This window comes from Frankia sp. CcI49 (assembly GCF_001983215.1).
In the GTDB taxonomy this organism is placed as follows: Bacteria; Actinomycetota; Actinomycetes; order Frankiales; family Frankiaceae; genus Parafrankia; species Parafrankia irregularis.
Genome location: NZ_MOWP01000023.1, coordinates 109896 through 134519, shown reverse-complemented (window position 1 = coordinate 134519; position 24624 = coordinate 109896). Strand labels below are relative to the sequence as shown.

Sequence of the window (24624 nt, the reverse complement as noted above, 5' to 3'; positions counted from 1 at the left end):
CACGTGAGCCGGCGAGGCGCCCGCACCGAGGAGGCGTCATCCGGGAGCGGCGCGGTTCGGATACGGAGAAGACCACACCTTGGCGCCCGCACCGAGGTGGAACGGGCACGATGTACACGACCCGCGTGGGTTTCCGGTCGCGACGCACGTGCACGGCGAGTCGGATGTCGGACCGGGACCCCGTCGAGTTCCGTCACCGCACGCAGGGCACAGTGGGTCCGCACCGCCTTCAGGCGCCCCCGGGCGCAGGCATGCGGGCACACCGCGCCCGGATCCGGCCGCCGGCCGGGTCGCGTGGGCGTGGTTCGGCGGGGGCACCACCGACGTGAAGGCGTCACCAAACCAGTTCCGGCCTTCGGTGCCGGACGTACCGAAGGAGACAGGGAACGGCGTGGACCTTGAGTTCGATGTGACCATCGAGATCCCCAAGGGGCAGCGCAACAAGTACGAGATGGATCACCACACCGGGCGCATCCGGCTCGACCGGATGTTGTTCACGTCCACTCACTACCCGTCCGACTACGGCTTCATCGAGGGCACCCTCGGCCGGGACGGCGATCCGCTCGACGCGCTGGTCCTCCTGGAGGAGCCGACCTTCCCGGGCTGCCTGGTGCGGTGCCGGACGATCGGCATGTTCCGCATGACGGACGAGAAGGGCCCGGACGACAAGGTGCTGTGTGTTCCGGTGGCGGACGTCCGCCAGGAGCACCTGCGTGACATCCGTCACCTTCCGGAGTTCGACCGGCTGGAGATCCAGCACTTCTTCGAGGTCTACAAGGATCTCGAGCCCGGCAAGTCCGTGGAAGGCGCCTCCTGGGTCGACCGGCGGGACGCCGAGAAGGAGATCCTCGACTCGATCACCCGGCTCAAGGACTCCGAGGAGGCCGGGCACGGCGCCGACGACACGACGGCGCACGCCCACACGGCCTGACGCCGAGGCGGCTGACGCGATGGAGACGGCGATGCGCTGACCGAGCTGGCGCGTTGCCGCGGGCGGCTGGTGGGGAAGGATCCCCCGGCCGCCCTTTTCGCTGGTGGCGGGGGTTTTCCCTGCTGGGACTGTGTTTGAGGTTCCTGCTGGGACTGTGTTTGAGCCGGAGGCGGGGATTGAACCCGCGACCTATCGCTTACGAGGCGATTGCTCTGCCACTGAGCTACTCCGGCGTCTGGCAGGTGCATGTGGGGCTGCAAACTCCGACACCGCCCTGCCCGGGACGAGTATGCCAGACGGAGGCCGGTGAGCGATCGGCGCCCGTGGTCGGCGATCCGGTGGCACCTGGAACAGCGCGATGCGCGGCATGATCGGTGTGATGGGTGCTCCGGTCCGGGGTCCGCGGGGTGGGTGTGCGGATGGGCCGAACGTGCGCGATCCTCCCGGGCGGGCGCCAGGGGGATCGCCGGACGGGAGTGCCGGGCGCGTGACGGAGGCGCGAGGCCCACAGTGGTCCCCGAACGTCACCGATCGGATGTTCTGTGCGTCATGCCACATCGCGTGGACGTTGGGTCGCTTTTCGAGGGCTGAATCATCGCAATGTGTACCGATCGCATGCTGGGTGCGTCTTTCCGTTACGAAACTGAATGCGGGTACTCCGGCGTGTGGGGCTCGTGGTGCCGAAAAGGCACCCCCGGTCGCAGTGGCTCCGGAGAGGTTGCGTAGGGTTTCGCACCATGACCGGGGCCGGGGAAGGTGCGCCAGGCACGACGCGCGGAGCGTCGCTGCTTGTTGCCGAAGACGACGAGGCATCGCGAATCGCACTGGCACGCAGCCTTGAGCGATTCGGGTACCGGGTACTGGAGGCCGCGGACGGCGAGGCCGCGCTGCGGTTGTTCCAGACCACAGAGGTAGACCTCGTTGTGCTTGACGTGGCTATGCCGCGGATGGACGGGTTCGCCGTTCTGAGCCGGCTGCGCCAGACCAGTGAGGTTCCGGTGATCATGCTGACGGGGCGCGCGGAGGAGGTTGACCGCGTCGTGGGCCTCGAGCTGGGTGCCGACGACTACGTGGTCAAGCCCTACTCGCTGCGTGAGCTGGTGGCCCGGGTCCGGGCCCGGCTGCGGCGCCGGCCGGTGGAGGCGCCGCCGCAGCGCACCGGCGACGGCAACGAGCCCCTGATCTACGGTGACGTCTCCATCGACCTGCGTGCGCGGGAGGTGGCGGTGGCCGGCGAGCGGGTGGATCTGACCGCTCGTGAGTACGAACTGCTCGCGTTCCTCGCCCGCCATCCTCGGCGGGTCTTCAGCCGTGAGGAGCTGCTGGAGCAGGTGTGGGGCACCCGCTTCCAGGACCCGGCCACGGTGACCGAGCATGTCCGCCGGGTGCGTACCAAGGTGGAGGGCAGGCCCCCACAACGCCGCCTCGTCACGACCCTGCGTGGGATGGGCTACCGCTTCGACCCGTGAGGTATGAGATCGATCGGCTGGCGTAGCTCCTTGTCGTCCTCATGAAGCTCGATGATCGAGCCGTTCGGGACGGGGTTGCCCTGCTGGTGCTCCCGGTAGCCGCCCATGTCCAACCGCTGGACCCGGCCGGCGCGGCTTCGCAGGCACCAGTCCACCGCCCGGATGAACATCCCGTGGCTGAAGACCACGACGAGGCCGGGTGGCGCCAGCCGTAGCCGAGCGAGGAGCCGGTCAGCCCGGTCCAGCAGGCCGGCGAACGACTCGCTGCCCACCTCCGGCCGGTCGACGTGGTACGGGTTCGCCGCGAGCCAGTAGGAGCTCGCGTACGGTACCCGGTCACGGTCGCTCATCGGCTTGCCGTGCAGGCTGCCCAGATAGGTGAACTCGTGGACCTCCCAGATCTCCTGGGGGGTGGTGGGGAACCTGCGGGTGGTCGGCTCGGCGGTCAGCTGGGCCCGCAGAAATCCTGAGACCACAATCAGGGACGGATCTCGCGGAACCGCGTCCGCGACGAAGTCAGCCTGCCGCAGCCCGAGATCGGTGAGACCGATGCCATCCGGGTCCGTGCCGGGCTGCCCCGCGTTCGCTGTGCTCTCCCCGTGGCGTACCAGCCACACCAGCTGTCCCACTATCGCCCCCGAACCTTGGTGGGTTGCTCGCCAGTCCGCACGCCCGCCCGTGCGCGGCGCCTACTGCTCCGGACGTCGTCGCGACCGCCGGCGTCGAGCGGACGGATCCTGGCCGCCCAGGTCCATCTCGTCGTTTGGCTCTGCCTGGTCGTCTGGCCGTGCCTGGTCGTCTGGCTCTGCCTGGTTGCCCGGGGCCACCTGGCTGCCTGCGTTCGGTGAGCCGTGGGCCGCCTCGTAGGCCTTTCTCGAGCCGCAGACATCCGCGCGGGAGCAGCTGTGCCGGCTCCCGTCGTCGAGCGCGACCGTGAGCTGCTGGCGAGGCACGTCATGGCCGACCACACGGCCTTCGCCGGCGGGGATCGACACCGCCGCCCCGACGGCGGGAACCGCCGCGGTGAACTCCTCGTAGAGCGGATGCTCGTAGCGCAGGCAGCACATGAGCCGGCCACAGGCGCCGCTGATCCGCATCGGGTTCAGCGAGAGGTTCTGATCCTTGGCCATGCGCACGCTCACCGGCTCGAAGTCGGTGAGAAAGGTCGAGCAGCACAGATCCCGGCCGCAGGAGCCGATCCCGCCCTGCAGCTTGGCGCTGTCGCGGGCCGAGAGCTGGCGAAGCTGCACCCGGGCGGCCAGGGTCCGATTGAGGTCACGGACCAGCGAACGGAAATCGACCCTGTTCTCCGCGGTGAAGAAGATGGTGATCGCGTTCGTCTCGAGAACGACGTCCACGCCGATCACCTTCATCGGCAGCCCGTGCTCCCGGACCAGCCGGCGGGCGGCGACCCTGGCCTGTGCTCGGCGCCGCCGGGACGCGTCGTTGCGGCGGAGATCCTCGTCGTCGGCGAGACCGACCAGCACGGGGAGGCCGCCGACGTCCTCACTGACCCACTGCGGTGCCCAGACGCAGGTCGCGACCTCGGGCCCGTCGTCGGTGGGCACCAGCACCCGGTCGCCCACCCGCGGGCTGTGCGGACCGGGGTCGGCGTAGTACAGACGACCCCGCCTGGAAAAGGACACCGCGCACATCATCGGCATGCGACGGCCGCCGCCTTCCACACTCGCGGGTCCGGGACACCCGAAGACTACGACGCGCCCGGCCGCTTGGCTCCCAGTTCGCCCATCTCCGTCCCGCCCGGTCAGGACACGCCCGGACGTCGGCGGCCGCGTTGTCCCGGCTAGCCGATCCGGGCGCCGTCGGGCAGCCGGTAGACGGCGAACGGTGCGACGATCACCGGCCGGGCGACGTTGCGGACCGGTGTCCCGCCCGGGGTCCAGCCCATCTCCTGGCCGTGGTGCGCATGGCCGTGGACGGCCAGCATGGTCGTGGGCTCCGGCGCGGCCATGCCGATCAGGTCACCCGCGTCGAGCGGGCCGGGATCGGCGGCGGTGTCGACGGCGGGTGCCGTGACCGGAGCCGGCGGCGCCGTGCCCGCCCGGGAGCCGTCGATCGCGGCACCGAGCAGGGGACTGCCGAGAAACCGATGGATCTCCGGCGCCTCGCCGGTGAGCGTCTCCATGACCGGCGCGTAATGGGTTAGCGCGATGCGGACGTCGGTGTCCAGGGACGCCAGCGCGTCGCGCAGGCGGCGGGCGGCTGTTCCGTCGGTGGCGGCCCTCCCGGCGTCCTGGCCGTCGGAGAACCCCGTCACGCCCGCGACGCCGACCGCGCCACTGGACGTCTCGATGGTCGCGGCGGTGCCTTCGAGCACGATCGCGCCGGCGTCGCCGAGCATCGCGGCGACCTGGCCGCCCGCGCCGGCGTCGTGATCGTGGTTGCCGAGCACCGCCACGACCGGGAGATCGAGACCGGTGACGACGGTGCACAGCTCCGCCGCGGATTCCAGATCGCCGGCGTTGGTGAGATCGCCGGCCAGCAGGAGAAGATCCGCGACCATGGCGGCCCGCTGGTAGAGGGGACGGAGCCGATGCGCGGACCCGGGAACGACGTGGAGATCCCCGACAGCCGCAACCCGCATGATCATCCCTTCGTCACGGGCGAACCGTGACTTCCCACCTGGTCTCTTGCCTGATTAGTGGGTCTGCGCCGGAGGCCGGCGGCGACCCTTGCCGCTGAAGGCTCTCATGCGTCGCGCAACGCGAGCGCGAGAGACTCGGTGGCGAGCTGTGGTACGAGCCCCGGATTGTCCGCGAGCGCCTGCCGAGTCGCCAGGACAGCCTCCCACCGCCGCAGCGTCTGCTCGGGCGTGGCGGCGGAGGCCAGCTGCGCCGTGGCTTCCGCGTGGTCTGGATGCACCAGAGCGACATCGGCGCGTAGCTGGCTGACCAGGACGTCCCGGTACAGGCCGGCGAGATCGACGAGGGCCCGGTCGAGGGAGTCGAGCACCGTTCGCCGCCCACGGCTCTTCTGCGCCCGCTCCAGCTCCTTGAGCGCGCCGGCGGCGCCCCTGACCTGGATCGACCGCGGCTTGGCGCCCGCGCCGCCGGCCCGACCGCCGCCCCGGGTGGAGGTGGACCGGGTGCCGGCCGACGTGGCGCCGACCCCGAGGGCTGTCTTGAGCGCCTCGGTCTCGGCCTCGTCCCGATCAGCACCCGCCGCCTGGGCGTCGGCGGTCGCCGCTTCCACCAGGTCGGCGGCGGCGGCCAGGCAGTCGCCGGTGCGCCTCAGCCGGGACGGCAGGCGTAGCACGGCCTCCCGGCGGGCCCTGGCCTGGGGGTCCGCGGCCAGCCGCCGGGCCTGCCCGACGTGCCCCTGCGAAGCCTGGGCCGCGACCCGGGCCAGCTCCTCGTCGGCACCCTCGCGGACGAGGACGGCGACGACGTCCTCGACGGTGGGCAGGCGCAGCGCGACCGACCGGCAGCGGGAGCGGATGGTGGGCAGCACATCGTCGACCGACGGCGCACACAGCAGGAACACGGCCCGCTCGGCCGGCTCCTCCAGTGCCTTGAGCAGCGCGTTGGCCGCCGAATCGGTGAACCGGTCGGCGTCGTCGATCAGCAGGATGCGCCAACTGCCCGCGCTGGGGGCGCTCGCGGCGTCCCTGATCAGGGCCCGGACGTCACGTACGCCGATCGACAGCCCCTCCGGCCGGACCGTACGCAGGTCGGCGGCGGTGTCGGACAGGACGGTGTGGCAGGCGGGGCACTGCCCGCAGCCGGGCGGGGTGCTCTCGCAGAGCAGCCCGGCGGCGAAGGCCCGCGCGGCCTCCGCGAGCCCGGAGCCTGCGGGCCCGGTGAACAGCCAGGAATGGGTCATGCCCGCGCGGGCGGCCGCCAGCGGGCCGGCGGTGGCCACCAGCGCCGCCGCCTCCGCCGCCGCGGTCAGCGTCGAGACCACGGCATCCTGCCCGACGAGCGCATCCCAGACCGTCACGCTGCCATTGTCGGCCACGCTCGGCCTAACCCGCGTCGGCGGTCCGGCGGATCCGTTCGGTGATCACCGAACGGATCCTTCTGTGCAGTTCGGGCACGGGAAGCGTCGCGTCGACGGTCACGTGTCTGGCGGGGTCCTCGGCGGCGATCCGGCGGAACTGCTCGCGGACCCGCTGATGGTAGGCCGCGCTGTCGCCGGCGGCGCCGCTGTCCGCAGCGGTGGCGGCGGCGGTGGCTTCGTCGGCGGTGCCGCTCTCCGCGGGCGCGGTGGTGTCGCCGATGTCGCCGATGTCGCCGATGTCGGAGGTGCCGTCGGTGGCCGCGGTGGCGGCGGTGTCGCTCCGGCTGGCACGCCGGGGCCGGGTGGACGGGCGGGGCGCTTTCCGCTCTGTCGGCAGATCCAGCAGGATCGTCACATCGGGGAGCAGCGAGTGGGTCGCCCACTGGGCCAGCGCGGCCAGCTCGTCCTGGTCCAGGCGCGGGTCGGCGCCCTGGAAGGCCTTCGACGACGCCGCGTACCGGTCGGCCAGCACGATGGCCCCTCGCGCCAGCGCGGGCTCGATGATCCGCGCGACCTGCTCGGCCCGATCAGCCGCGTCCAGCAGGGCCACCGTCCGGAAATGTGGTCGTGTGGACGGGGCGTCGAGCAGCTCGCGCACGCTGGCGCTGATCGGCGTGCCGGTCTTCTCACGAACGACCACGACCTCGCGGCCGCTCGCGGCGAGCCACTCCTGGAGCAGGTCCAGCTGGCCCTCGGCGCCGGCCGCGGTGTCCCCCTCGATGGTGATGAACAGCCCGGCGTGTCGCAGCCGGCGGCGGCTGCGCGGCCGGCGGCCCCGGACCGCGTTCCACAGCTCCGGAAGCACCGCCTCGCCGGCGTGGTCGTCCATCTGCCGGTAGGAGAAGAGCCCGACAGCCACGGCGAGCAGGCCGCCGCCCAGCAGCACGGCGGTGACACCGTCCGCGCGGACGTTGATGTCCCCCCACAGGTGGACCTCGTGGAAGCCGATCAGCCCGACGAGCGCGGGGGCGGCGGCGAGTACGAGCAGCAGGTCGACCCGCACCAGGGACTGCACCAGCGCGAACGTGCGGCCACGCAGCTCGTCGGCGACCTCGGCCTGCAGCAGCGTGTACCCGGTCACCCAGGCGACACCGGCGAACGCGCCGACGAGCACCACCAGGATGCAGGCGATGACCAGGTTCGGAATGATCGCGACGATGACCAGGGTGATGCCGGCGCCGGTGACACAGACACCGAACAGACGGGTCCGGCTGTAGTCCCCGAGCAGCCGTGGACCGGCGGCCATACCGCCGGCCAGCCCGATGAAGACGGCACCGAAAAGCACACCGTAGGCCGAGTCGCCACCGCCGAGGATCTCGACGTAGAGCTTGCCGAGCGCGATCACGCTCCCGGCGCCCGCGAAGCCGCCCAGGATGCCCACAACGAGACCACGGACGAGGCGGTCCTGGCCGACGAACTTCCAGCCCTCGGTGATCGACGCGAAGAAGCCCGGCTCCGGGCCCTGCTCAGGCCGTTCCGCCTTGCCGATCGAGCGCAGGCCCCAGATGACGATCGCGGAGCCGAGGAAGGTCGCCGCGTTGAAGTACAGCGCGAGATCGAGCGAGCGGTCCTCGAAGTAGTGGATGCTCGGGCCCAGCCCACGTGACACCGTGGCCAGCAGGGTGAAGATCGCGGCCGCCAGCGGGGCGGTGCCGTAGGTCGTGATCAGGCTCAGCGTGTTCGCCGCCGCCAGCCGGTTACGAGGAACCAGCCGCGGAATCGAGGCCTCCTTGGCCGGCGCCCACACCAGGCTCACGCACTCGACGAGGAAGGACGCGATCAGCAGCCACTCGAGGGTGTGCACGATCGGGATGGACACGAAGAGCCCGAATCGCATGACGTCGGTGACGACCATGGTCATCCGCCGGTCGAGGCGGTCGGCGATCGCGCCGGCCAGCGGCCCCAGGATGAGAGCCGGCAGCAGGCGGACGATCAGCAGTGAGCCGATCGCGTAGGCCTTGCCGGAGAAGCTGCTGGCGAGCTCGGTGATGAGCGCCGTGGTCGCCAGCAGGCCCAGCCAGTCGCCCAGGCTCGACAGACTGAGCTGGATCCACATCCGGYGGAACTCGGGGATCCGCAGGACCGCGCGTAGGTCGCCGTCGGAGCCGTCGGGGCCCTGCGACCGGGCTGGCGGCGATGGCACGGTCGTGACCGGATGCCGGCTGAGTGTGCGCCGCACCCGCATCCGTGGTTGACGCCGATCGCGTGGACCGCTCGTCAGCGCGTTCGGTGCGTTCGACGCGGCCGCGGCGTCGGTCGGTGCCGCGCCGTCGGCTGGTGCTACGCCGTCCGCTGGTGCCGCGGCCGCGGGCGGCTCGCCGGATGCCGCGGCTTCGCCCGTCTGGCCCGTCTCGTCCAGCTGGTTTGGCGCACCAGCCGCGTTCGGCGCCTCCGGCCGTGGGCCCTCGTTCGGAGGGGTACCTCCACGGGAGGGCGGGCGATCGAGCGGAGTGCTCTGAAAGCCGGGCAGGGGGACGGTCGCGTCGGCCAGCGGGGACACACGTACAGCTGGCTCGCCGCCCGGAGCCTGTACAGGAGTGCCGCCCAGTTCGCCGTGGCTCTCGTCGAGGGGCAGGTCCATCAGCCTGACCGGCGTGAGCCGTTGGAAGCGGCTCCGGTGGCCCCCGCGGTGCCGTTACCGCCGCCGTCGAGGTCCTGGACCGGCGTGGCCCCAGGTCCGTCGGCCGGTGCGGCTTCGGCGGTCCGCGACCTGCGCGAACCGGATCCGGCGGCTGCCGTCGACGTCCCGCCGGCACTCTTCCTGGCCGTCGTCGCCCGGGTCTTCGCGGGGCTCTTGGCGGCTGTGGTCTTCGCGGTCGCCTTCGTGCCCGCCGTTTCGGTCTTTTCGCCCGGCTCGGAGCTCTTTGCTGTCGAGCGGGTCCTGGCGGTCGCCTTCGCCGTTGACCTGGCGGCCGTCTTCGCGGGCGCCTTGACGGTTCGGCGGGGGGCCGTGGCAGTCCGGGCGCGACGGTCGGCGAGCAGCTCGGCGGCGCGTTCGGTGGTGATGGATTCGACCGCGTCACCCTTGCGCAGGCTGGCGTTCGTCTCGCCGTCGGTCACATAGGGGCCGAAACGCCCCTCCCGGACGACGATCGGCTTTTCGCTGGCCGGATCCTGCCCCAGCTCGCGCAGCGGCGGGGTCTGCGCGGCCTGGCGCCGCCCCCGTGCCTTGGGCTGGGCCAGCAGCGCGAGCGCCTCCTCCAGGGTGACCGTGAACAGCTGCTCCTCGGTCTCCAGCGACCGACTGTCGGTCCCCTTCTTCACATAGGGCCCATATCGGCCGTTCTGGGCGGTGACCTCCGCGCCGTCCTCGCCCACCCCGAGAACACGGGGCAGCGTCAGCAACCGGAGTGCGTCCTCGAGGCTCACGGTCTCCAGGGACATCGTGCGCAGCAGGCTGGCGGTTCGCGGCGGCTCGCTGTCGGTGGTCACGTACGGGCCGTAGCGGCCGGCCTTGGCGGTGATCGACGCACCGGTCTCCGGGTCGGTGCCGAGCAGCCGGTCCCCGCTCGGCGCGGCCAGCAGCTCCAGCGCGCGCTCGACGGTGAGCTCGTCCGGCGCCACCTCGTCCGGGACGCTGGCGCGGGCCTCCCCGTGCTGGACATACGGGCCGTAACGGCCCACCCGCACGACGACGGGCGCGCCGTCCTCGGCCTTGCCGAGCGGAATCGAGTTGACCTCACGGGCGTCGATCTCGCCGAGCCGCTCGCCGACGAGGTGCTTGAGGCCCTCGGGTGCGCCCGTGCCGTCCGGGTCGGGTGAGCCGAAGTAGAAGCCCGTCAGCCAGTCGGTGGAGGCGGCCGTGCCAGCGGCGATCGCGTCGAGGTCATCCTCCATCGAGGCGGTGAACTGGTAGTCGACGAGCCGCCCGAAATGGTCTTCGAGCAGGCCGACCACGGCGAAGGCCACAAAGCTCGGGACCAACGCCGATCCCTTCTTCCAGACGTAGCCGCGGTCCTGGATCGTCCCGATGATCGAGGCATAGGTCGACGGGCGGCCGATCCCCAGTTCCTCGAGGGTCTTGACCAGGCTCGCCTCGGTGAAACGCGGCGGCGGGCTGGTGGTGTGGCCCCGTGGGGTGAGGGTGCGGGTGGCCAGCGCGTCGCCCTGGCGGACGTCCGGCAGCCGCCGCTCGCGGTCCTCGAGCTCGGCGTCCGGGTCGTCCGCACCCTCGACGTAGGCGCGCAGGAAGCCCGGGAAGGTGATGACCTTGCCGGAGGCGGAGAACTCGGCGTCCTCGCCGGCGGACGAGCGCGCGCCGAGCCGGATCGTGGCGCTGGTGCCGCGGGCGTCGGCCATCTGGCTCGCCACGGTGCGCTGCCAGATCAGCTCGTACAGGCGGAACGAGTCGCCGTCGAGCTCGGCGCGAACCTCGCCCGGAGTCCGGAACTGGTCGCCGGCCGGGCGGATCGCCTCGTGGGCCTCCTGCGCGTTCTTGACCTTCTTGGCATAGATCCGGGGCCGGTCGGGCACGTACTCGGCGCCGTACAGGGTGCGGGCCTGGTCGCGCGCGGCGGCCAGCGCGGTCTCGGACAGGTTGGTCGAGTCCGTCCGCATGTAGGTGATGTAGCCGTTCTCGTACAGGCGCTGGGCGACCTGCATGGTCCGCTGGCTGGAGAAGCGCAGCTTGCGCCCGGCCTCCTGCTGGAGCGTCGAGGTCATGAACGGCGGGTAGGGCGAGCGGCGGTAGGGCTTCGTCTCGACCGAGCGCACCGCGAACGCGGCGCCGGCGAGGCGCGCCGCCAGCTCCCGGGCACCGGCCTCGTCCAGCAGGGCGACCGCGTCGGACGTCAGCTCGCCGGTCGGGGCGAAGTCACGGCCGCTGGCGAGACGTCGACCGTCCAGCGCGACCAGGACCGCCGGCAGCGGGGTCGGGTCCAACGCGGCACCGTCGTGGGCGACGGTCTGGGCGAAGACGCCCTCGATGTTCCAGTACTCGGCGCTGCGGAACCGCATCCGTGCCCGCTCGCGCTCGACGAGGACGCGGGTCGCCACGCTCTGGACCCGGCCCGCCGACAGCTTCGGCATGACCTTCTTCCACAGCACGGGGGAGACCTCGTAGCCGTAGAGCCGGTCCAGGATCCGCCGGGTCTCCTGGGCGTTGACCAGGTTCTCGTTGATCTCCCGCGGGCTGTCGACGGCGCGCTGGATCGCCTGCGGGGTGATCTCGTGGAAGACCATGCGCTTGACCGGGACGGTCGGCTTCAGCGTCTGCAGGAGATGCCAGGCGATCGCCTCGCCCTCCCGGTCCTCGTCTGTCGCGAGATAGAGCTCGCTGGCGTCCTTGACGAGCGACTTCAGCTTGCTGACCTGAACCTTCTTGTCCGGGCTAACGACATAGAGGGGCTCGAAGCCGTTGTCGACGTCGACCCCGAGCCGGGCCCAGGGCTTGCCCTTGTGCGCGGTGGGCACATCGGCGGCGCTGCGCGGAAGGTCCCGGATGTGGCCGATGCTCGACTCGACCTGCCAGCCGGGGCCGAGGTAGCCCGCGATCGTCTTCGCCTTGGCCGGCGACTCGACGATCACCAGGCGGGTTCCGTCCCGGGCCGTGGTGGCGCCGAAGGCCTCGTGGCTGTCGGCCGGCTCGGCGACCGGCGTGGGCGACCCCGCGGTCGTCCGGCTCGTCGACTTCGTGCGCGGTGGCACTTCTCTCCTCGTCACGGCGTGCTGCATCCGGTGGACTCCTCGGGCCGCGATCCGCCCCGGGGAATCCTCGTTCGATCGACCTCTGTCACTTGCTCCAACGTCTGCCCGGGYCGCCGTCGGTACGCACACCGACGGCACGCCGGCCTTCCCCGCTCCCTGGGCGTGGGCGCGGGTCCGGCGCGACCGGACACCTCCCGCTGCCGGAATCGGCCGCAGGGAGCACCGTACGCCGGTGTGTCGCTGGAGGGACCCCCCGTCCGCCGTCGGGGGCCGAGCGAGTTCTCTCTCCGTGGTCGCACGGGCCACCGACCGCACCATCGTGCCGCGCCATACGCCGACTGGTCCAGCGTCAAAAGGATCTCTCCGCCCACCAAACCCGTCGTACCCCGGTCGACTGAACTGGCATTACCAGAGCCGGGCCGAGTAGCGGTGCCGTGCCGGTCGTGGCCGCCGCGGGTGCGGCCGATACGGCCCATACCAGTGGCCAGGTTACGGAATGTAAGAGGTCCGACCGGATCGTGCCGGTCGGACCTCTGGGCGTGGTGATGGGGCGGCGCCGACCCGTCCAGGCCCTGCCGGCGGGCTGTTCAGGCCCTGCCGGCGGCTTCGTCAACGGGCCTGGACGGTGTCGGCCCCGGCCGCTAGACCTGTACCTGGGAGTCCGGTTGTGGAGAGAACGCGGGCGGCGACGCGGGCTTCGGCGGCTCGTCGCCGATGCTGGAGCCACGCCGCTTGGAGGCGGCGACAACCGCGATGATCACGGCGACCGCCGCCACCGCGATGCCGATCCGGGCCGGGGTGTTCTCGTCGGCGCCGACGGAGAACTTCACGACCAGGGGAGCGATCAGCAGGCTGACCAGGTTCATCACCTTGAGCAGAGGATTGATCGACGGGCCCGCGGTGTCCTTGAACGGATCGCCGACGGTGTCGCCGATCACCGTCGCGGCGTGCACCTCGGAGCCCTTGCCCCCGTATTGCCCGTCCTCCACCAGCTTCTTCGCGTTGTCCCAGGCACCACCCGAGTTGGCGAGGAAGACCGCCATGAGAACTCCGCCGGCGATCGCCCCGCCGAGGAAGGCGCCCAGCGGCGGGTAGCCCAGGCCGAAGCCGACCGCGATCGGTGCCATCACCGCGAGAGTCCCCGGTGTGACGAGCTCACGCAGCGAATCCCTCGTGCAGATGTCCACGACGGCGCCGTAGTCCGGCTTTTCGGTGCCCTGCATGATCCCGGGCTTTTCGCGGAACTGCTTGCGGACCTCTGACACGACGCGGCCGGCCGCCCGGCCCACGGCGTTGATGGCCAGCCCGGAGAACAGGAAGACCACGGCAGCGCCGATGATCAGGCCGACCAATGCGTCGGGATAGGCAACATTGAGACCACCAACGGTGCCGCGGCCGAGCTCGGGCGCGGCACCGGCGTCGGCCAGCGCGGTGGTGACGGTGTCGGTGAACGACCCGAACAGGGCAGTCGCGGCGAGCACCGCGGTGGCAATCGCGATACCTTTCGTGATCGCCTTGGTGGTGTTGCCCACGGCGTCCAGCGAGGTGAGAATCGCCGCGCCCCGCTCGTCGATGCCCTCCGGCCCCGCGGACATCTCCGCGATGCCCTGCGCGTTGTCGCTGACCGGGCCGAACGTGTCCATCGAGACGATCACGCCGACCGTGGTGAGCAGCCCCGTTCCGGCAAGAGCGACCGCGAAGAGCGCGATCGTGACGCTGCCGGCTCCGAGGAGATACGAACCGAACACGGCGGCTCCGATGAGCAGTGCCGAGTAGACGGCCGACTCCATGCCCACGCCGATACCGGCCAGGATGTTCGTGGCCGGCCCGGTCGTCGACGCCTCCGCGACACCGAGCACCGGACGCCGGTTCGTCTCCGTGAAGTACCCCGTGAGCAGCTGGATGGCCGCCGCCAGCGCGATCCCGATGATCACTGCGCTGATGGCGATGACCCGGGGGTCCCCGTCCTGGGTGCTTCCGGCCAGCCCCGGGAACTCCGCGAAGCTGCCCGGAAGGTAGAGCAGGGAGACGATCACCACGCCGATCGCGGAGATCACCGCCGAGATGAAGAATCCACGGTTGATCGCGCTCATGCCGGTGCGGTCACCGTCCCGGGGAGAGACCGCGAAAATCCCGATGACAGCGGTGATGACGCCGACGGCGGGGATGAGCAGCGGAAAGACCAGCCCGTCCTCACCGAAGGCCTTGACGCCGAGAATCAGTGCCGCGACCAGGGTCACCGCGTACGACTCGAACAGGTCGGCAGCCATTCCCGCGCAGTCCCCGACGTTGTCACCCACGTTGTCCGCGATGGTCGCCGCGTTGCGCGGGTCGTCCTCCGGTATGCCCTGCTCGACCTTGCCGACCAGGTCCGCACCGACGTCCGCGGCCTTGGTGAAGATGCCGCCGCCGACCCGCATGAACATCGCCAGCAGTGCCGCGCCGAAGCCGAATCCCTCGAGAACCTGCGGTGCGGTGTCCTGGAAGGCCAGGACGACCACCGCCGCTCCGAGCAGGCCCAGGCCGACGGTGAACATTCCGACCACCCCGCCGGTGCGAAAGGCGATCCGCATCGCGGCCGGTTCGCCGCTTTCGATGGCCGCCGCGGCCGTGCGGGTGTTGGCGCGGGTGGCCAGCGACATCCCGACGAAGCCGACCAGCGCCGAGAACACCGCGCCGACCACGAAGAACACGGATCGGCCCACCCGTGCACCGGTGTCGTCCGCCGGGAGAAGCAGGAGTACGAAGGGGATTACGATGACGAACCCGGCAAGGGTTCGGAACTGCCGACGGAGGTAGGCTGCGGCTCCCTCCTGAACCGCTCGGCCCACCTCGATCATTTTCGGAGTGCCCGCACTCGCGGCCAGCACCTCGCGGACGAGGTAGCCGGCGACGAGCAGGGCGAGCGCTGCGACGATCGCCACACCGGCGACCAGCCCGACAGCTCCACCGCTAAGGTCGATTGAGGGATTATCGGCCTGTAGGGTGTGGATCGGGGACATGGCTCCTCCCGGTCTGCATTGTCCCGGGACTGCTGTCCCGGTTTGTTCTGTGCACCCTCCGTGATCGTGCTGGTGGAAGCGGACGCCGACCGTCCGCGGCCATCGGTCATCGATCACAGCCAGGTACGTCGCATCCGACGACGTTCTGGGTGGGTGACAGACACAGGTCAGGGCGTGAGCCACGGTCCGGCGAAAGCCGAACGGTCGCCGGAGGCGACTGAGAACGAGGGAAGCGACGCCGGTCCAGACCCGGCGCTGGTTCCCTCGTGCACGGCAAACACCTTCACGCGGCCCTTGCCTGTGGCCCGGGGCCGGACCCACGGGGAACACCAAGGGAAACACCGACGGTCTCGATCAACCGTCGGCGAGATGCGGCGCAGTCTATCCGTAGGTGTGTGACGTGCGCAGGTTTTTCGGTTGTGACTGGCCGGGGATGCTGTTTTTGTTGTAGACGATCCCGTCGCCAGTGGGGCGGTCGGTGGCCCGGGGGAACCGTGGGATCGCTGGTCCCGGGCAGGCGTCATCGCCGAAGGCAACCGCACGGCCGAAGGCAACCGCATAGCCGGGGGCCCCTCCGGTCTCCGGACAGGCCCCCGGCGTCTGAGGACCCGGTGTCTGCGGTCCCGGTGTCTGCGGCGCCTCGCTCGCCGCGGCTGGTCCGGGGGACTCAGCCTTCCCGGCGGGCCGATCCGGCGATCTGAGCGGCCAGCGCCGCGTACCCGGCGGAATCGAGGTCGGCATCCTCCTCGGGCTCGGCCGTGTGCCAGGTCATCTCGACGACGGTGCCGGTGCCGTCCTGACCACGCCGGACGGCTACCTCGTCCACCAGCCCTTCGATCAGGGCCAGCCCCAGACCCGATGGCAGCGGCTGGTCGACCTCGGTGCCGGGCACTCCGATGGCCGCTAGGTCGGGCTCCGCCCCCTCGCCGAGGTCGAGCAGGGCGTCGACACTGAGCAGGCCGCCGTCGGGACCTGGGGCGATCTCGTCTCCGGCCGCGCCGCTGTCGGAGACGACGACCCTGAACGACTCGGGGGTATCGGTCAGCTCGACGTGCACGAACGCCTGGGGATTACTGCGGCGGTTGACTCGGACGGCACGGGCACACGCCTCCCCGACCGCCAACTTGATCTCGTCGATGGCCCCGACCGGCACGCCCGCACGCCTGCTGACCGCGGTGGCGATCATTCTTGCGGTGCGGACATGTCCGGGCAGGGCGGCGAAGCGCAACTCGACGGTGGGCATGCGTCCGAGGACCTGCCTTTCGCGATGGGACCTGACTCAGTCGCTGGCGGCGAGGGCATCCTCGACGGAGGAATGGATGGGGAAGACCTTGGTCAGCCCGGTGATCCGGAAGATCTTCAGGATGCGCTCCTGGGTGCAGACCAGGCGCAGCGAACCCTCGTGCGCACGAACCCGCTTGAGCCCGCCGACCAGGACACCGAGGCCTGTGGAGTCGAGGAACTCCACACCCTCCATGTCGACCACCAGGTGGTACGACCCGGCCGAGACAAGATCGATGAGCTGCTCGCGGAGCTTGGGGGCGGTGTAGACATCGATCTCGCCGCCCACCACGACGACCGTGTGGGTCCCTTCCTGACGAGTCGTGAGGGACAGATCCACGGATCCTCCTAGTGGTTCTTCCCGGCGCCCGCGCCTCGGGCAACCGACATCACGGCGGCACTACCCTCCCATGAGGAGGATCAATCCGGTGGCTCGCAACACTTTGACGAGCCGACGCCTGCGTGGCCTACGGACGAATCGCTCTCAACCGCGTCCCTCTCGTCCAGGGTGGCGCACCCAAGGGATGCTATCGCTGATCTAGCGTCGAGTGAGCCTGGGTTGGCCCGGCACCGGATGTTCACCACCAGCAGCTTCGGGCCTGGTCGGCATGTCCGCGGTGGGCGTCGGCTCCCGCTGACCGCCTATCGTGACGGGCGTGGGTTCGTCGGCGGCCATCGAGCGTGACCTCGCGCGGGCGGACAGCATCCTGGCCCGGCTTGCCCGTGACAGCCGGCGGGCCGGCAACATCACGCATGTCGAGCATGTGCCGTCACGTCCGGGCCGCACGGGGCCCTGGCCGGACTGGGCCGACGAGATCCTGGTCGGCCGACTGCGCACGGCCGGGATCGACGAGCCGTGGACGCACCAGGCCCAGACCGCCCAGGCGGCGCACGAGGGGCGAGACGTCGTGCTCGCCACGGGCACCGCGTCCGGGAAATCGGTGGGCTACCTGCTGCCGGTGCTCTCACGGCTGCTGGCCGAACCGGGCGCGCGGGCGGTGTATCTCGCGCCGACCAAGGCGCTCGCTCACGACCAGCTGCGCTCCGTGCGCTCGCTGCGGCTGACCGGTGTCCGGGCCTCGACCTACGACGGCGACACGCCAGGCTCCGAACGGGAGTGGGTGCGCGTACACGCGAACTTCGTCCTGACCAATCCGGACATGCTGCACCGTGGGATCCTGCCGGCGCACCGCCGCTGGTCCTCCTTCCTGCGCGGGCTGCGTTTCGTGATCATCGACGAGTGCCACGGCTACCGTGGCGTGTTCGGCGCTCATGTCGCGCTGGTGTTGCGCCGGCTGCGGCGGGTCTGCGCCCGGTACGGCGCGCGACCGGTCTTCGTCCTCGCCTCCGCGACGGTGGCCGATCCGGGAATGTCCGCATCACGGCTGACCGGAGTGGACGTCGAGGTGGTTGACACGGACTCGTCCCCGCGCGGCCCTGTGGACTTCGCCCTCTACGAGCCGCCACTGATCAGGGGGGCCGTGCAGGCTGGCGGGGCGGGATCGGTTGGCCTCGCCGGTGGTGCTGGCCTCGCTGATGGTGCTGGGCTGGCTGGTGGTGCTGAGCTGGCCGGCGGCGAGAACGGTGCCCCGGTCCGGCGGGCCGCGACCGCCGAGTCGGCTGATCTGCTCGCGGATCTGGTCACGGAGGGCGTGCGGACACTGGTGTTCGTCCGTTCCCGCCGAGCTGCCGAGGTCGTCGCGGCCGCAGCGCGACGTGGGCTGGAGGAGGCCGCGCCGGAGCTGTCCGGGCGGGTCGCGGCGTACCGCGCCGGCTACCTCGCCGAGGAGCGTCGGGACCTGGAGAACCGGCTGAGGACAGGTGAGCTGCTCGGCGTTGCCGCGACGTCGGCGCTGGAGCTCGGCGTCGACATCAGCGGGCTCGACGCGACCGTGATCGCCGGATTTCCCGGCACGCTCGCCTCCCTGTGGCAGCAGGCGGGTCGTGCGGGCCGGGCCGGGCAGGGCGCGCTCGCGGTGCTCGTCGCCCGAGACGACCCACTCGACACCTACCTCGTTCACCATCCCGAGGCGGTCTTCGGTCGGCCGGTCGAGGCCAGTGTGTTCGACCCCGACAACCCGTACGTCCTGATGCCTCATCTGGAGTGCGCGGCCAGCGAACTGCCGCTGACCGAGGAGGACCTGGAGCTGTTCGGGCCCGGAGCCCGCGGCGCCGTCGACGACCTCGTTCGCCGGGGACGGCTGCGCCGCCGGCCCACGGGCTGGTTCTGGACGCAGCGGCACCGGCCGGATGTCGACATCAGAGGAACCGGTGGTCCTCCCGTGCGCATCGTCGAGGTCGGGACAGGTCGCCTGCTCGGCAYCGTCGACGCGGGGACGTCGCATTCGACGGTGCACCAGGGAGCCGTGTACCTGCATCAGGGCGTCACCTTCCTCGTCACCGAGCTCGACCTCGACGACGCGGTCGCTTTCGTCGAGGCAGCTCAACCGGACTGGACGACGGTGGCGCGTGARCACACCGATATCCGGGTGGTCGAGTCGACGCGGTCGGCACGGTTCGCCGACGTCGAGATCCACCTCGGCACGGTGGAGGTCACGAATCAGGTGGTCGGATTCCAGCGCCGACGCCTGGCCACCGGTGAGATCCTCGGGCAGGAACCGCTCGACCTGCCGCCGCGCCAGCTCCGCACCAGGGCCGTCTGGTACACCGTCACCGACGAACTGCTGGCCGCTGCCAACGTGGAACCCGCGGAGGTGCCGGGCGCGGTGCATGCCGCCGAGCACGCGGCGATCGGCCTGCTTCCGCTGTTCGCGACGTGTGACCGGTGGGATATCGGTGGTGTGTCCACCGACCTGCACCCGGACACGGGCCGCACCAGCGTTTTCGTCTACGACGGCCATGCCGGGGGAGCCGGGTTCGCCGAGCGCGGGTTCCTGCGGGTGGCCGAATGGCTGAGCGCCACCCGGGATGCGGTCGCCGCCTGTGAATGCCCGGCTGGCTGCCCTTCCTGCGTGCAGTCGCCGAAGTGCGGAAACGGCAACGAACCTCTCGCCAAGGCGGCGGCCGTGCGGCTGCTGGACTCCGTGTTGGCCGCGATGGACGGAGACCGCGGTCAGGTACTGGACCCACCACGGAAATAGACACCTTCGTGGGTCGGGGGGGTAGCCGACCGTATCGGGGGTAGACCGCGCTCTGTCGGATTCTCAGAGCGGTCCTACTTCCCGTAAACGGCAGGAATGTGGAGGTTCCGGTGGTCACCGTCGGCGTAGTCCTGGTACTTCTGGCGGGCGTTCTCACTGCGGACATCGTCCTGGAGAGCTCTGGCCAGACGGAACTGATGATCATGGGGCAGGCGCTGTCCTTTGACGTCTGGGGGCTGTTCGTCCTGGGGGTCGCTACCGGGGTACTGGCGGTGGCCGGTATCCAGCTCGGGCTGCAGGGTTTTGCCCGCGACAGGCAGCGACTGAGGGCGCAGCGCGAGCAGGCCAGGGATCTCGCCGCCATGACCCGCCCCGTTCCTGGGCCGCACCCGTCGCCGTCGCAGCCCCGTGCCGCCGCGACGGCCACAGCCACCGCTTTCGCGCCTCGTAGGTCGGTTCCTGGCGGGCCGGTTCCTGGTGGCGTGGTGACGACGGCCGGTGGTTCGGCGCCGGCGCCAGCACCCGCCGCGCCGGCGCCTGCCGCGGCACCGTCGAGCCAGGCCCTGGCACCGTCGAGCCAGGCCCTGGCACCGTCGAGCCAGCACCCGTCGAGCCAGCGCTCTTCGAACCAGCGCCCGTCAGGCCAGGTGCCGATCGGCCGGCCGGCTGGGACCGCGACCGCTCCCACAACACCGCTGGTCGTGCGTGGCCATGGCGCGGGTGGGCGTGGCTCGACGGCGCGGACCGGTGACGCGAGGACCACAGGCGCGGGTCCGCGGTCCGCCCCGCCGGTCGCCGCGGCCGACGCGCCTGTGCCGGCCGGCCGCACGGTCGCTCCCGCCGAACGGCCGTCGACGCCCTCGGTACGCCATGGCAGGCCCTCGGTTGTGCCCCGAACTGATCGGGTGGTTGCGAGAGTGGCTGACCTACGGCGCCGGAACAGCGATGGAGCCCAGGACCCGACCGGGAACGGCACTCCCCACGCCCAGGACGCCCCTGTCGGGAAATCCCAGCACCCTGGGGACCCCAGCGCGCCCACGGGTGCCCGCCCGAGCTGAATTCCCACAGGCCCACCGGTACCGGCCATCGCCGCGGCGACAGCCTGATACGCGCCGGGTGCGCCTTCCCAGGGCCCGGCGCGTGCGCGCGCCCGAGCCGGGCCGAACAGCCGTAGCGGAGTCGGTAGGTCGGCCTCGACCGTGACGCTCACGCCATCGCCCTCCACCTGACAGATCGCCAGCCGCGCGGAGTTGGCCCTGGCCGACTCCGCGGCGCGCTGGCAGGCGAGAGCAGGCTGGGCGGAGTGCTCCGCGGCGGCGGCGAGCGCCGCGAGGTCGGCGGCCGTGGCAGCCCGCTGCCGACTCGCGTCGACCTGCGTGAGGCTCAGCGCCGTCGATCCGGTGGCAACGATGACCATCATGGCGCCGAGCAGCCAGACGGTGGCGGAGCCGCGTTCGCCCGTATTCGACGAACCATGCGGCCGGGTTGTTCTCATGGCCCGGTACCCGCCGGCCCGGCACCCGCAGCCGTGTCCTCGACGGCGGCGACCGCGACGGCCGAGACGGTGACTGTGGGCACGAGGCGACCAGCACCTCCCGCGCCGACAACCGCGGCGACACGGACACGTACCGTCCCCGCGCTACCGCCGATCTCGATTTCGGCGCCCGGCGGCGCTGCCCGCAGTGCCCAGGCCCGGGCAGCCGCCGCCGACTCACCACGAGCAGCGGCGCGAGCCCCGAGGCGGGCGGCTTCGGCACATCGCGTCTGTGCGGAGACCGCGCTGAGCATCCAGAGAATCATGAACATCACCGCCAGAAGACTGGGCAGACCCATCGCGAGCTCGGCGGTGACCTGGCCACGATCCCTGCCGCCGCGCGCGCGTCTCGGCCTGGTCGCAGTTCTCAAGGCGCGCTCAGAAGTCGATCTTCAGTGCGCGCTCGACCACCGAGGAGATCAGCGAGCGGGTGGCTGAGCTGGACACCACTGCGTAGAGCACGCTGGCGAACGCGACGGCGGCCAGGGTGCCGACGGCGTACTCGGCGGTGGACATCCCTGCGTCCACCGCAGTGGCTGGCGCCGCGCGGCGGCGCCGGGGCAGCGATCTCACCAGCGTCGACGCCAGATGGATGAACAGGACGAGAAGCCACATCATTGCCTCCGGGTCAGGTGGGGCACGGTCTGGTCAGAGCTGGTCAGGACGGGGCTCGGCAGGCCGGATCTGGTCGGGGTCGGTACCTCGTGGCGCCGGCTGTCTCGATGATCGGGCGGTGTCGGCCGGTGAGGGACGGGCCCGCACTCCCTGTGGATGACGAGATCTCATCCACAACCCGGCACCCGATCTGCCCGCGTCGGGCGCGGTCGCGGGCCGCCGTTCAGGGCTGTGGCAGGAGGCCCGAGCCGAGATCCGGGGCGGTGCCGATGATGATGGGCACCACGCCGAGCAGCAGGAAGGCCGGCAGGAAGCACAGTCCGAGTGGGGCGACGGCCAGGACGCCGGCTCGCCGGGCGGCGCCGATGGCCGCGGCGTGGGTCTCCTGCCGTGCACGGGTGCTGATTCGGGTGAGCGTCGTGGCGAGTCTCGCCCCGGAGGATTCGGTCCTGCCGATGGCGGCCACTGCGGCGAGCACCGTCTGTGCCTCCCGCTGCCGGGCTGACCCGGCTCGCCCGGGCAGCGCGCCGATCCCCAGCGCGCGAGAGCCGGGCCGTACCACCGCGCCGTCGGGACCGCCGGCTGCCGGCGCGCCGCCCACGGTGGGGTGCGGAGTCCGCGCTGAGCACACCGACCGCGCCCAGAAGCCGGCGGCACGCCTCGTCGGCGGGTGCTCCGTGGCGCATCGAACGCCCGGTGGCCCGCAGCTCGACACCGGCCGGGCCTCCGGTCGCGGACCCGACGACCTCCAGCGCGTGCTGCGTGGTGGCACCCGCTCTCAGGCAGGCCGATACGAGGTCGAGCGCGAGGGGAAGATCGGCAAGCATTCGGCGGCGGTACTCCCCGGAGGCCGCGGCGTCGCCTGGCCGTCCGGGTGGGATCGGCCCCGCGCAGACGGGTGGCACCCGGGCCTGGACCCCGTCCGAGATCCGCCGCAGCCAGCGCAGCCCGGCCAGGTCGAGCAACACCCCCGCGGCCAGACAGAGCGTCCCGACCGGGGATGTCGTCAGGACGTCCACCGGGGACGCGCCGAGCAGGATTCCCATTGCGACGCCGAGCAGCGGCAGGCCGGCCACGAGGCGACCTGACGACCGCGGCCCGGCGAGGGCGGCGGCCAGCTCGTCGGCACGTGCCGCATCCGATCGGGCCGCGTCGGCGAGCATGACCGCGACCGGTGCCAGCCGGACCCCGGTCAACCGACACACCCGGAACGCGGTGGCGAGCTGGCGCAGCGCGCCGGCATCGCATCGGGACAGCAGCCTCGGTGCGTCGTCGGCGTCGGCGTCGGCGAGCAGCTCGCGCAGACGTGGCAGGTCGAGAGAACCCGCCGCCCGCCCCGAGCGGCCGCCACCCCGACGGCTGTCACTCCGACGGCTGTCACTCCGACGGCTCTGACGGCCGCCACCCAGACGGTCGGCGCCACTGTGGGCTTCGCCGCTGTGCGGGTGGGCCGGCAGGCTGGTGACCGAGGCCAGCGCGGTTCGCAGCGCGCCGTCGGGAGACGCGCCGGCGTCCAGTTCGGTCGCCACCGCGGCCAGCACGTCCTCAGCCGCCCCACGCAGCTCGGCCTCGTAGCGGTGGACGACCCAGCGACGCAGTGCCCCGTGCCCGCAGCAGAGCACGACGACCGCGATCCCGGCGGCCGGGCCACCCAGCACCGTCGCGGCGACGCTCCCGCCTGCCCAGGCCGCACCGCGCGCCAGCCGGGCCGTCATCGCGCACCTGGCCGGGGCGCCGAAGGCCCTGGTTGCCGGGGATGCGGCGGTCGCATCCGAAGCACTGGTTGTGCTGGTGGTGCCGATCGTGGCGGTGGTGCTGGTTCTGCGGGGGGTGCTGCCTGCTTCGCCCCGGGCGCTGCGGTTCTGGGTGCTGCGGTTCTGGGCATCGCGGTTCTGGGCGCCGTGGCCGGCCAGAGGCGCACCCCACGTTCCCGCAGGAGCGCGGCCAGTAGGGCGAGTCCCTCCGGATCCGGTCGGGCGACGCCTCGCGCGGGTCGTTCGCCCGCGCGCCGGGGCAGCTCCCGGGCGTCGTCGCCAACAAGCGCCGGGACGATCTGGACCAGGCCGTCGTCGCCCCGGCGCAGTACCCCGATGCCGGCGATCCGACGGGCACCCGCCGCATTCCGCCGGAGATGGATGGTCACCTGCACGGCCGCCGCCAGGTGGCTGTGCAGGGCGTCGCGCGGCAGTCCCGCGAGAGCGCCCAGGGCCTCCATCCGGGCGGGCAGGCTCTCGGCAGCGTTGGCGTGCACTGTTCCAAGGCCGCCCTCGTGGCCCGTGTTCATCGCCATCAGGAGATCGAGGACTTCCGCTCCGCGGACCTCGCCCACGACGAGGCGGTCCGGCCGCATGCGCAGTGCCTGGCGGACCAGTTCTCGCTGGGTGATCTCGCCGGCGCCCTCGACGTTCGCCGCCCGAGCCTCCAGCCGGACCAGGTTGATTCGGGAGAGGACGAGCTCCGCGGTGTCCTCGACCAGCACGATCCGTTCTGCCGCGGGTGCGGCGTCCAGCAGGGCGGCGAGCAGGGTGCTCTTCCCCGTCCCGGTTCCGCCGCTGATGAGCGCGGTGAGCCGGGCGGCGAGGACGGCACGCAGGGCGGCCGCGGTGTCGGGCCCCAGGGTGCCGGCGGCGGCGAGGTCGTCCAGGGTGAACGGCACGGGGCGCGGCCTGCGCAGTGACAGGCAGGTTCCGCCCAGGGCGGGTGGGGAGAGCATGGCGTGCAGGCGGATTCCGTCTGGCAGCCGGATGTCGGCGAACGGCATCGCGGTGTCGAGCCGTCGGCCGCCGCTGGCGGCGAGCCGGACGGCGAGCGCCCGGACGGCTCCGTCGTCGGCGAAGCGCACGCCGGTGAGACGAAGCCGGCCGGCTCGTTCGATCCAGACCTTGTCCGGGCCGTTGACCAGGATGTCGGTGATCTCCGGGTCGCGCAGCAGGACCGCGAGCGGCCCCAGTCGCTGGGCATGCCCCTGGGATGGCGTCGAGCTCGCCCCGCTCGAAGCGAAGGCGGCCGCCTCGTCCAGGCCGGC

Annotated in this window: 16 protein-coding genes, 1 tRNA gene and 1 pseudogene; 3 read left to right on the top strand and 15 right to left on the bottom strand. The window is 71.7% G+C overall.

The window, feature by feature from the left end:
• Nucleotides 1-391: 391 nt before the first annotated feature.
• The gene (locus CcI49_RS21185; protein ID WP_006542998.1) at nt 392-931 is read left to right on the top strand and encodes an inorganic diphosphatase; all 540 of its coding nucleotides are present in this window, start codon (nt 392-394) and stop codon (nt 929-931) included.
• A 161-nt stretch (nt 932-1092) separates the two neighbouring features.
• Here the strand turns inward: CcI49_RS21185 and CcI49_RS21180 are convergent.
• A tRNA-Thr gene (locus tag CcI49_RS21180) sits at nt 1093-1164 on the bottom strand.
• Between the two features lie 504 nt (nt 1165-1668).
• Between CcI49_RS21180 and CcI49_RS21175 the strand changes: the two genes are divergently transcribed.
• Nucleotides 1669-2400 (top strand): response regulator transcription factor, encoded by a 732-nt coding sequence (locus CcI49_RS21175; RefSeq protein WP_006542997.1) that lies wholly within the window; start codon nt 1669-1671, stop codon nt 2398-2400.
• Here the strand turns inward: CcI49_RS21175 and CcI49_RS21170 are convergent.
• From CcI49_RS21170 to CcI49_RS21130, 9 genes are all read right to left on the bottom strand, one after another.
• Nucleotides 2382-3029, bottom strand: a complete 648-nt coding sequence (locus CcI49_RS21170) for a histidine phosphatase family protein (RefSeq protein ID WP_116437461.1) — start codon at nt 3027-3029, stop codon at nt 2382-2384. The genes CcI49_RS21175 and CcI49_RS21170 overlap by 19 nt on opposite strands.
• A gap of 60 nt (nt 3030-3089) precedes the next feature.
• Nucleotides 3090-4064 (bottom strand): regulatory iron-sulfur-containing complex subunit RicT, encoded by a 975-nt coding sequence (gene ricT / locus CcI49_RS21165; protein ID WP_054569013.1) that lies wholly within the window; start codon nt 4062-4064, stop codon nt 3090-3092.
• A gap of 140 nt (nt 4065-4204) precedes the next feature.
• Nucleotides 4205-5005, bottom strand: a complete 801-nt coding sequence (locus tag CcI49_RS21160) for a metallophosphoesterase (protein ID WP_076828856.1) — start codon at nt 5003-5005, stop codon at nt 4205-4207.
• Nucleotides 5006-5109: 104 nt separating this feature from the next.
• The gene (locus CcI49_RS21155; protein WP_076828814.1) at nt 5110-6378 is read right to left on the bottom strand and encodes a DNA polymerase III subunit delta'; all 1269 of its coding nucleotides are present in this window, start codon (nt 6376-6378) and stop codon (nt 5110-5112) included.
• A gap of 7 nt (nt 6379-6385) precedes the next feature.
• Nucleotides 6386-9001, bottom strand: a complete 2616-nt coding sequence (gene tmk / locus CcI49_RS21150) for a dTMP kinase (RefSeq protein WP_076828812.1) — start codon at nt 8999-9001, stop codon at nt 6386-6388.
• Nucleotides 9001-12066 carry a type I DNA topoisomerase gene (topA, locus tag CcI49_RS21145; protein WP_054569015.1) on the bottom strand — a complete coding sequence of 1022 codons (3066 nt, stop codon included), beginning with the start codon at nt 12064-12066 and terminating at the stop codon, nt 9001-9003. The genes tmk and topA overlap by 1 nt, the downstream gene beginning before the upstream one ends.
• Before the next feature lie 641 nt (nt 12067-12707).
• Nucleotides 12708-15068, bottom strand: coding sequence for a sodium-translocating pyrophosphatase (locus CcI49_RS21140; protein ID WP_054569016.1), 2361 nt, complete (start codon nt 15066-15068; stop codon nt 12708-12710).
• 667 nt (nt 15069-15735) lie between these two features.
• Entirely contained in the window at nt 15736-16311 is a 576-nt protein-coding gene (locus tag CcI49_RS21135; protein ID WP_054569017.1) for an ATP-binding protein, read from the bottom strand.
• A gap of 36 nt (nt 16312-16347) precedes the next feature.
• Entirely contained in the window at nt 16348-16689 is a 342-nt protein-coding gene (locus tag CcI49_RS21130) for an STAS domain-containing protein (protein WP_006542987.1), read from the bottom strand.
• Nucleotides 16690-17005: 316 nt separating this feature from the next.
• On the opposite strand from CcI49_RS21130, the gene CcI49_RS21125 reads away from it, so the two are divergent.
• Nucleotides 17006-19450 (top strand): DEAD/DEAH box helicase, encoded by a 2445-nt coding sequence (locus CcI49_RS21125; RefSeq protein WP_076828810.1) that lies wholly within the window; start codon nt 17006-17008, stop codon nt 19448-19450.
• 1141 nt (nt 19451-20591) lie between these two features.
• Here the strand turns inward: CcI49_RS21125 and CcI49_RS44505 are convergent.
• From CcI49_RS44505 to CcI49_RS21095, 5 genes and pseudogenes are all read right to left on the bottom strand, one after another.
• A pseudogene (locus tag CcI49_RS44505) lies at nt 20592-20945 on the bottom strand (Rv3654c family TadE-like protein); the annotation flags it as partial.
• Nucleotides 20942-21355 (bottom strand): TadE family type IV pilus minor pilin, encoded by a 414-nt coding sequence (locus CcI49_RS21110; RefSeq protein WP_076828807.1) that lies wholly within the window; start codon nt 21353-21355, stop codon nt 20942-20944. The pseudogene CcI49_RS44505 and the gene CcI49_RS21110, both read right to left, overlap by 4 nt.
• A gap of 7 nt (nt 21356-21362) precedes the next feature.
• Complete coding sequence (locus CcI49_RS21105; protein WP_054569022.1) at nt 21363-21599, bottom strand: DUF4244 domain-containing protein; 237 nt, start codon at nt 21597-21599, stop codon at nt 21363-21365.
• Nucleotides 21600-21766: 167 nt separating this feature from the next.
• Complete coding sequence (locus tag CcI49_RS21100; protein WP_241840174.1) at nt 21767-23314, bottom strand: secretion system protein; 1548 nt, start codon at nt 23312-23314, stop codon at nt 21767-21769.
• Nucleotides 23311-24549 (bottom strand): TadA family conjugal transfer-associated ATPase, encoded by a 1239-nt coding sequence (locus CcI49_RS21095; protein WP_241840176.1) that lies wholly within the window; start codon nt 24547-24549, stop codon nt 23311-23313. The genes CcI49_RS21100 and CcI49_RS21095 overlap by 4 nt, the downstream gene beginning before the upstream one ends.
• Nucleotides 24550-24624 lie beyond the last annotated feature (75 nt).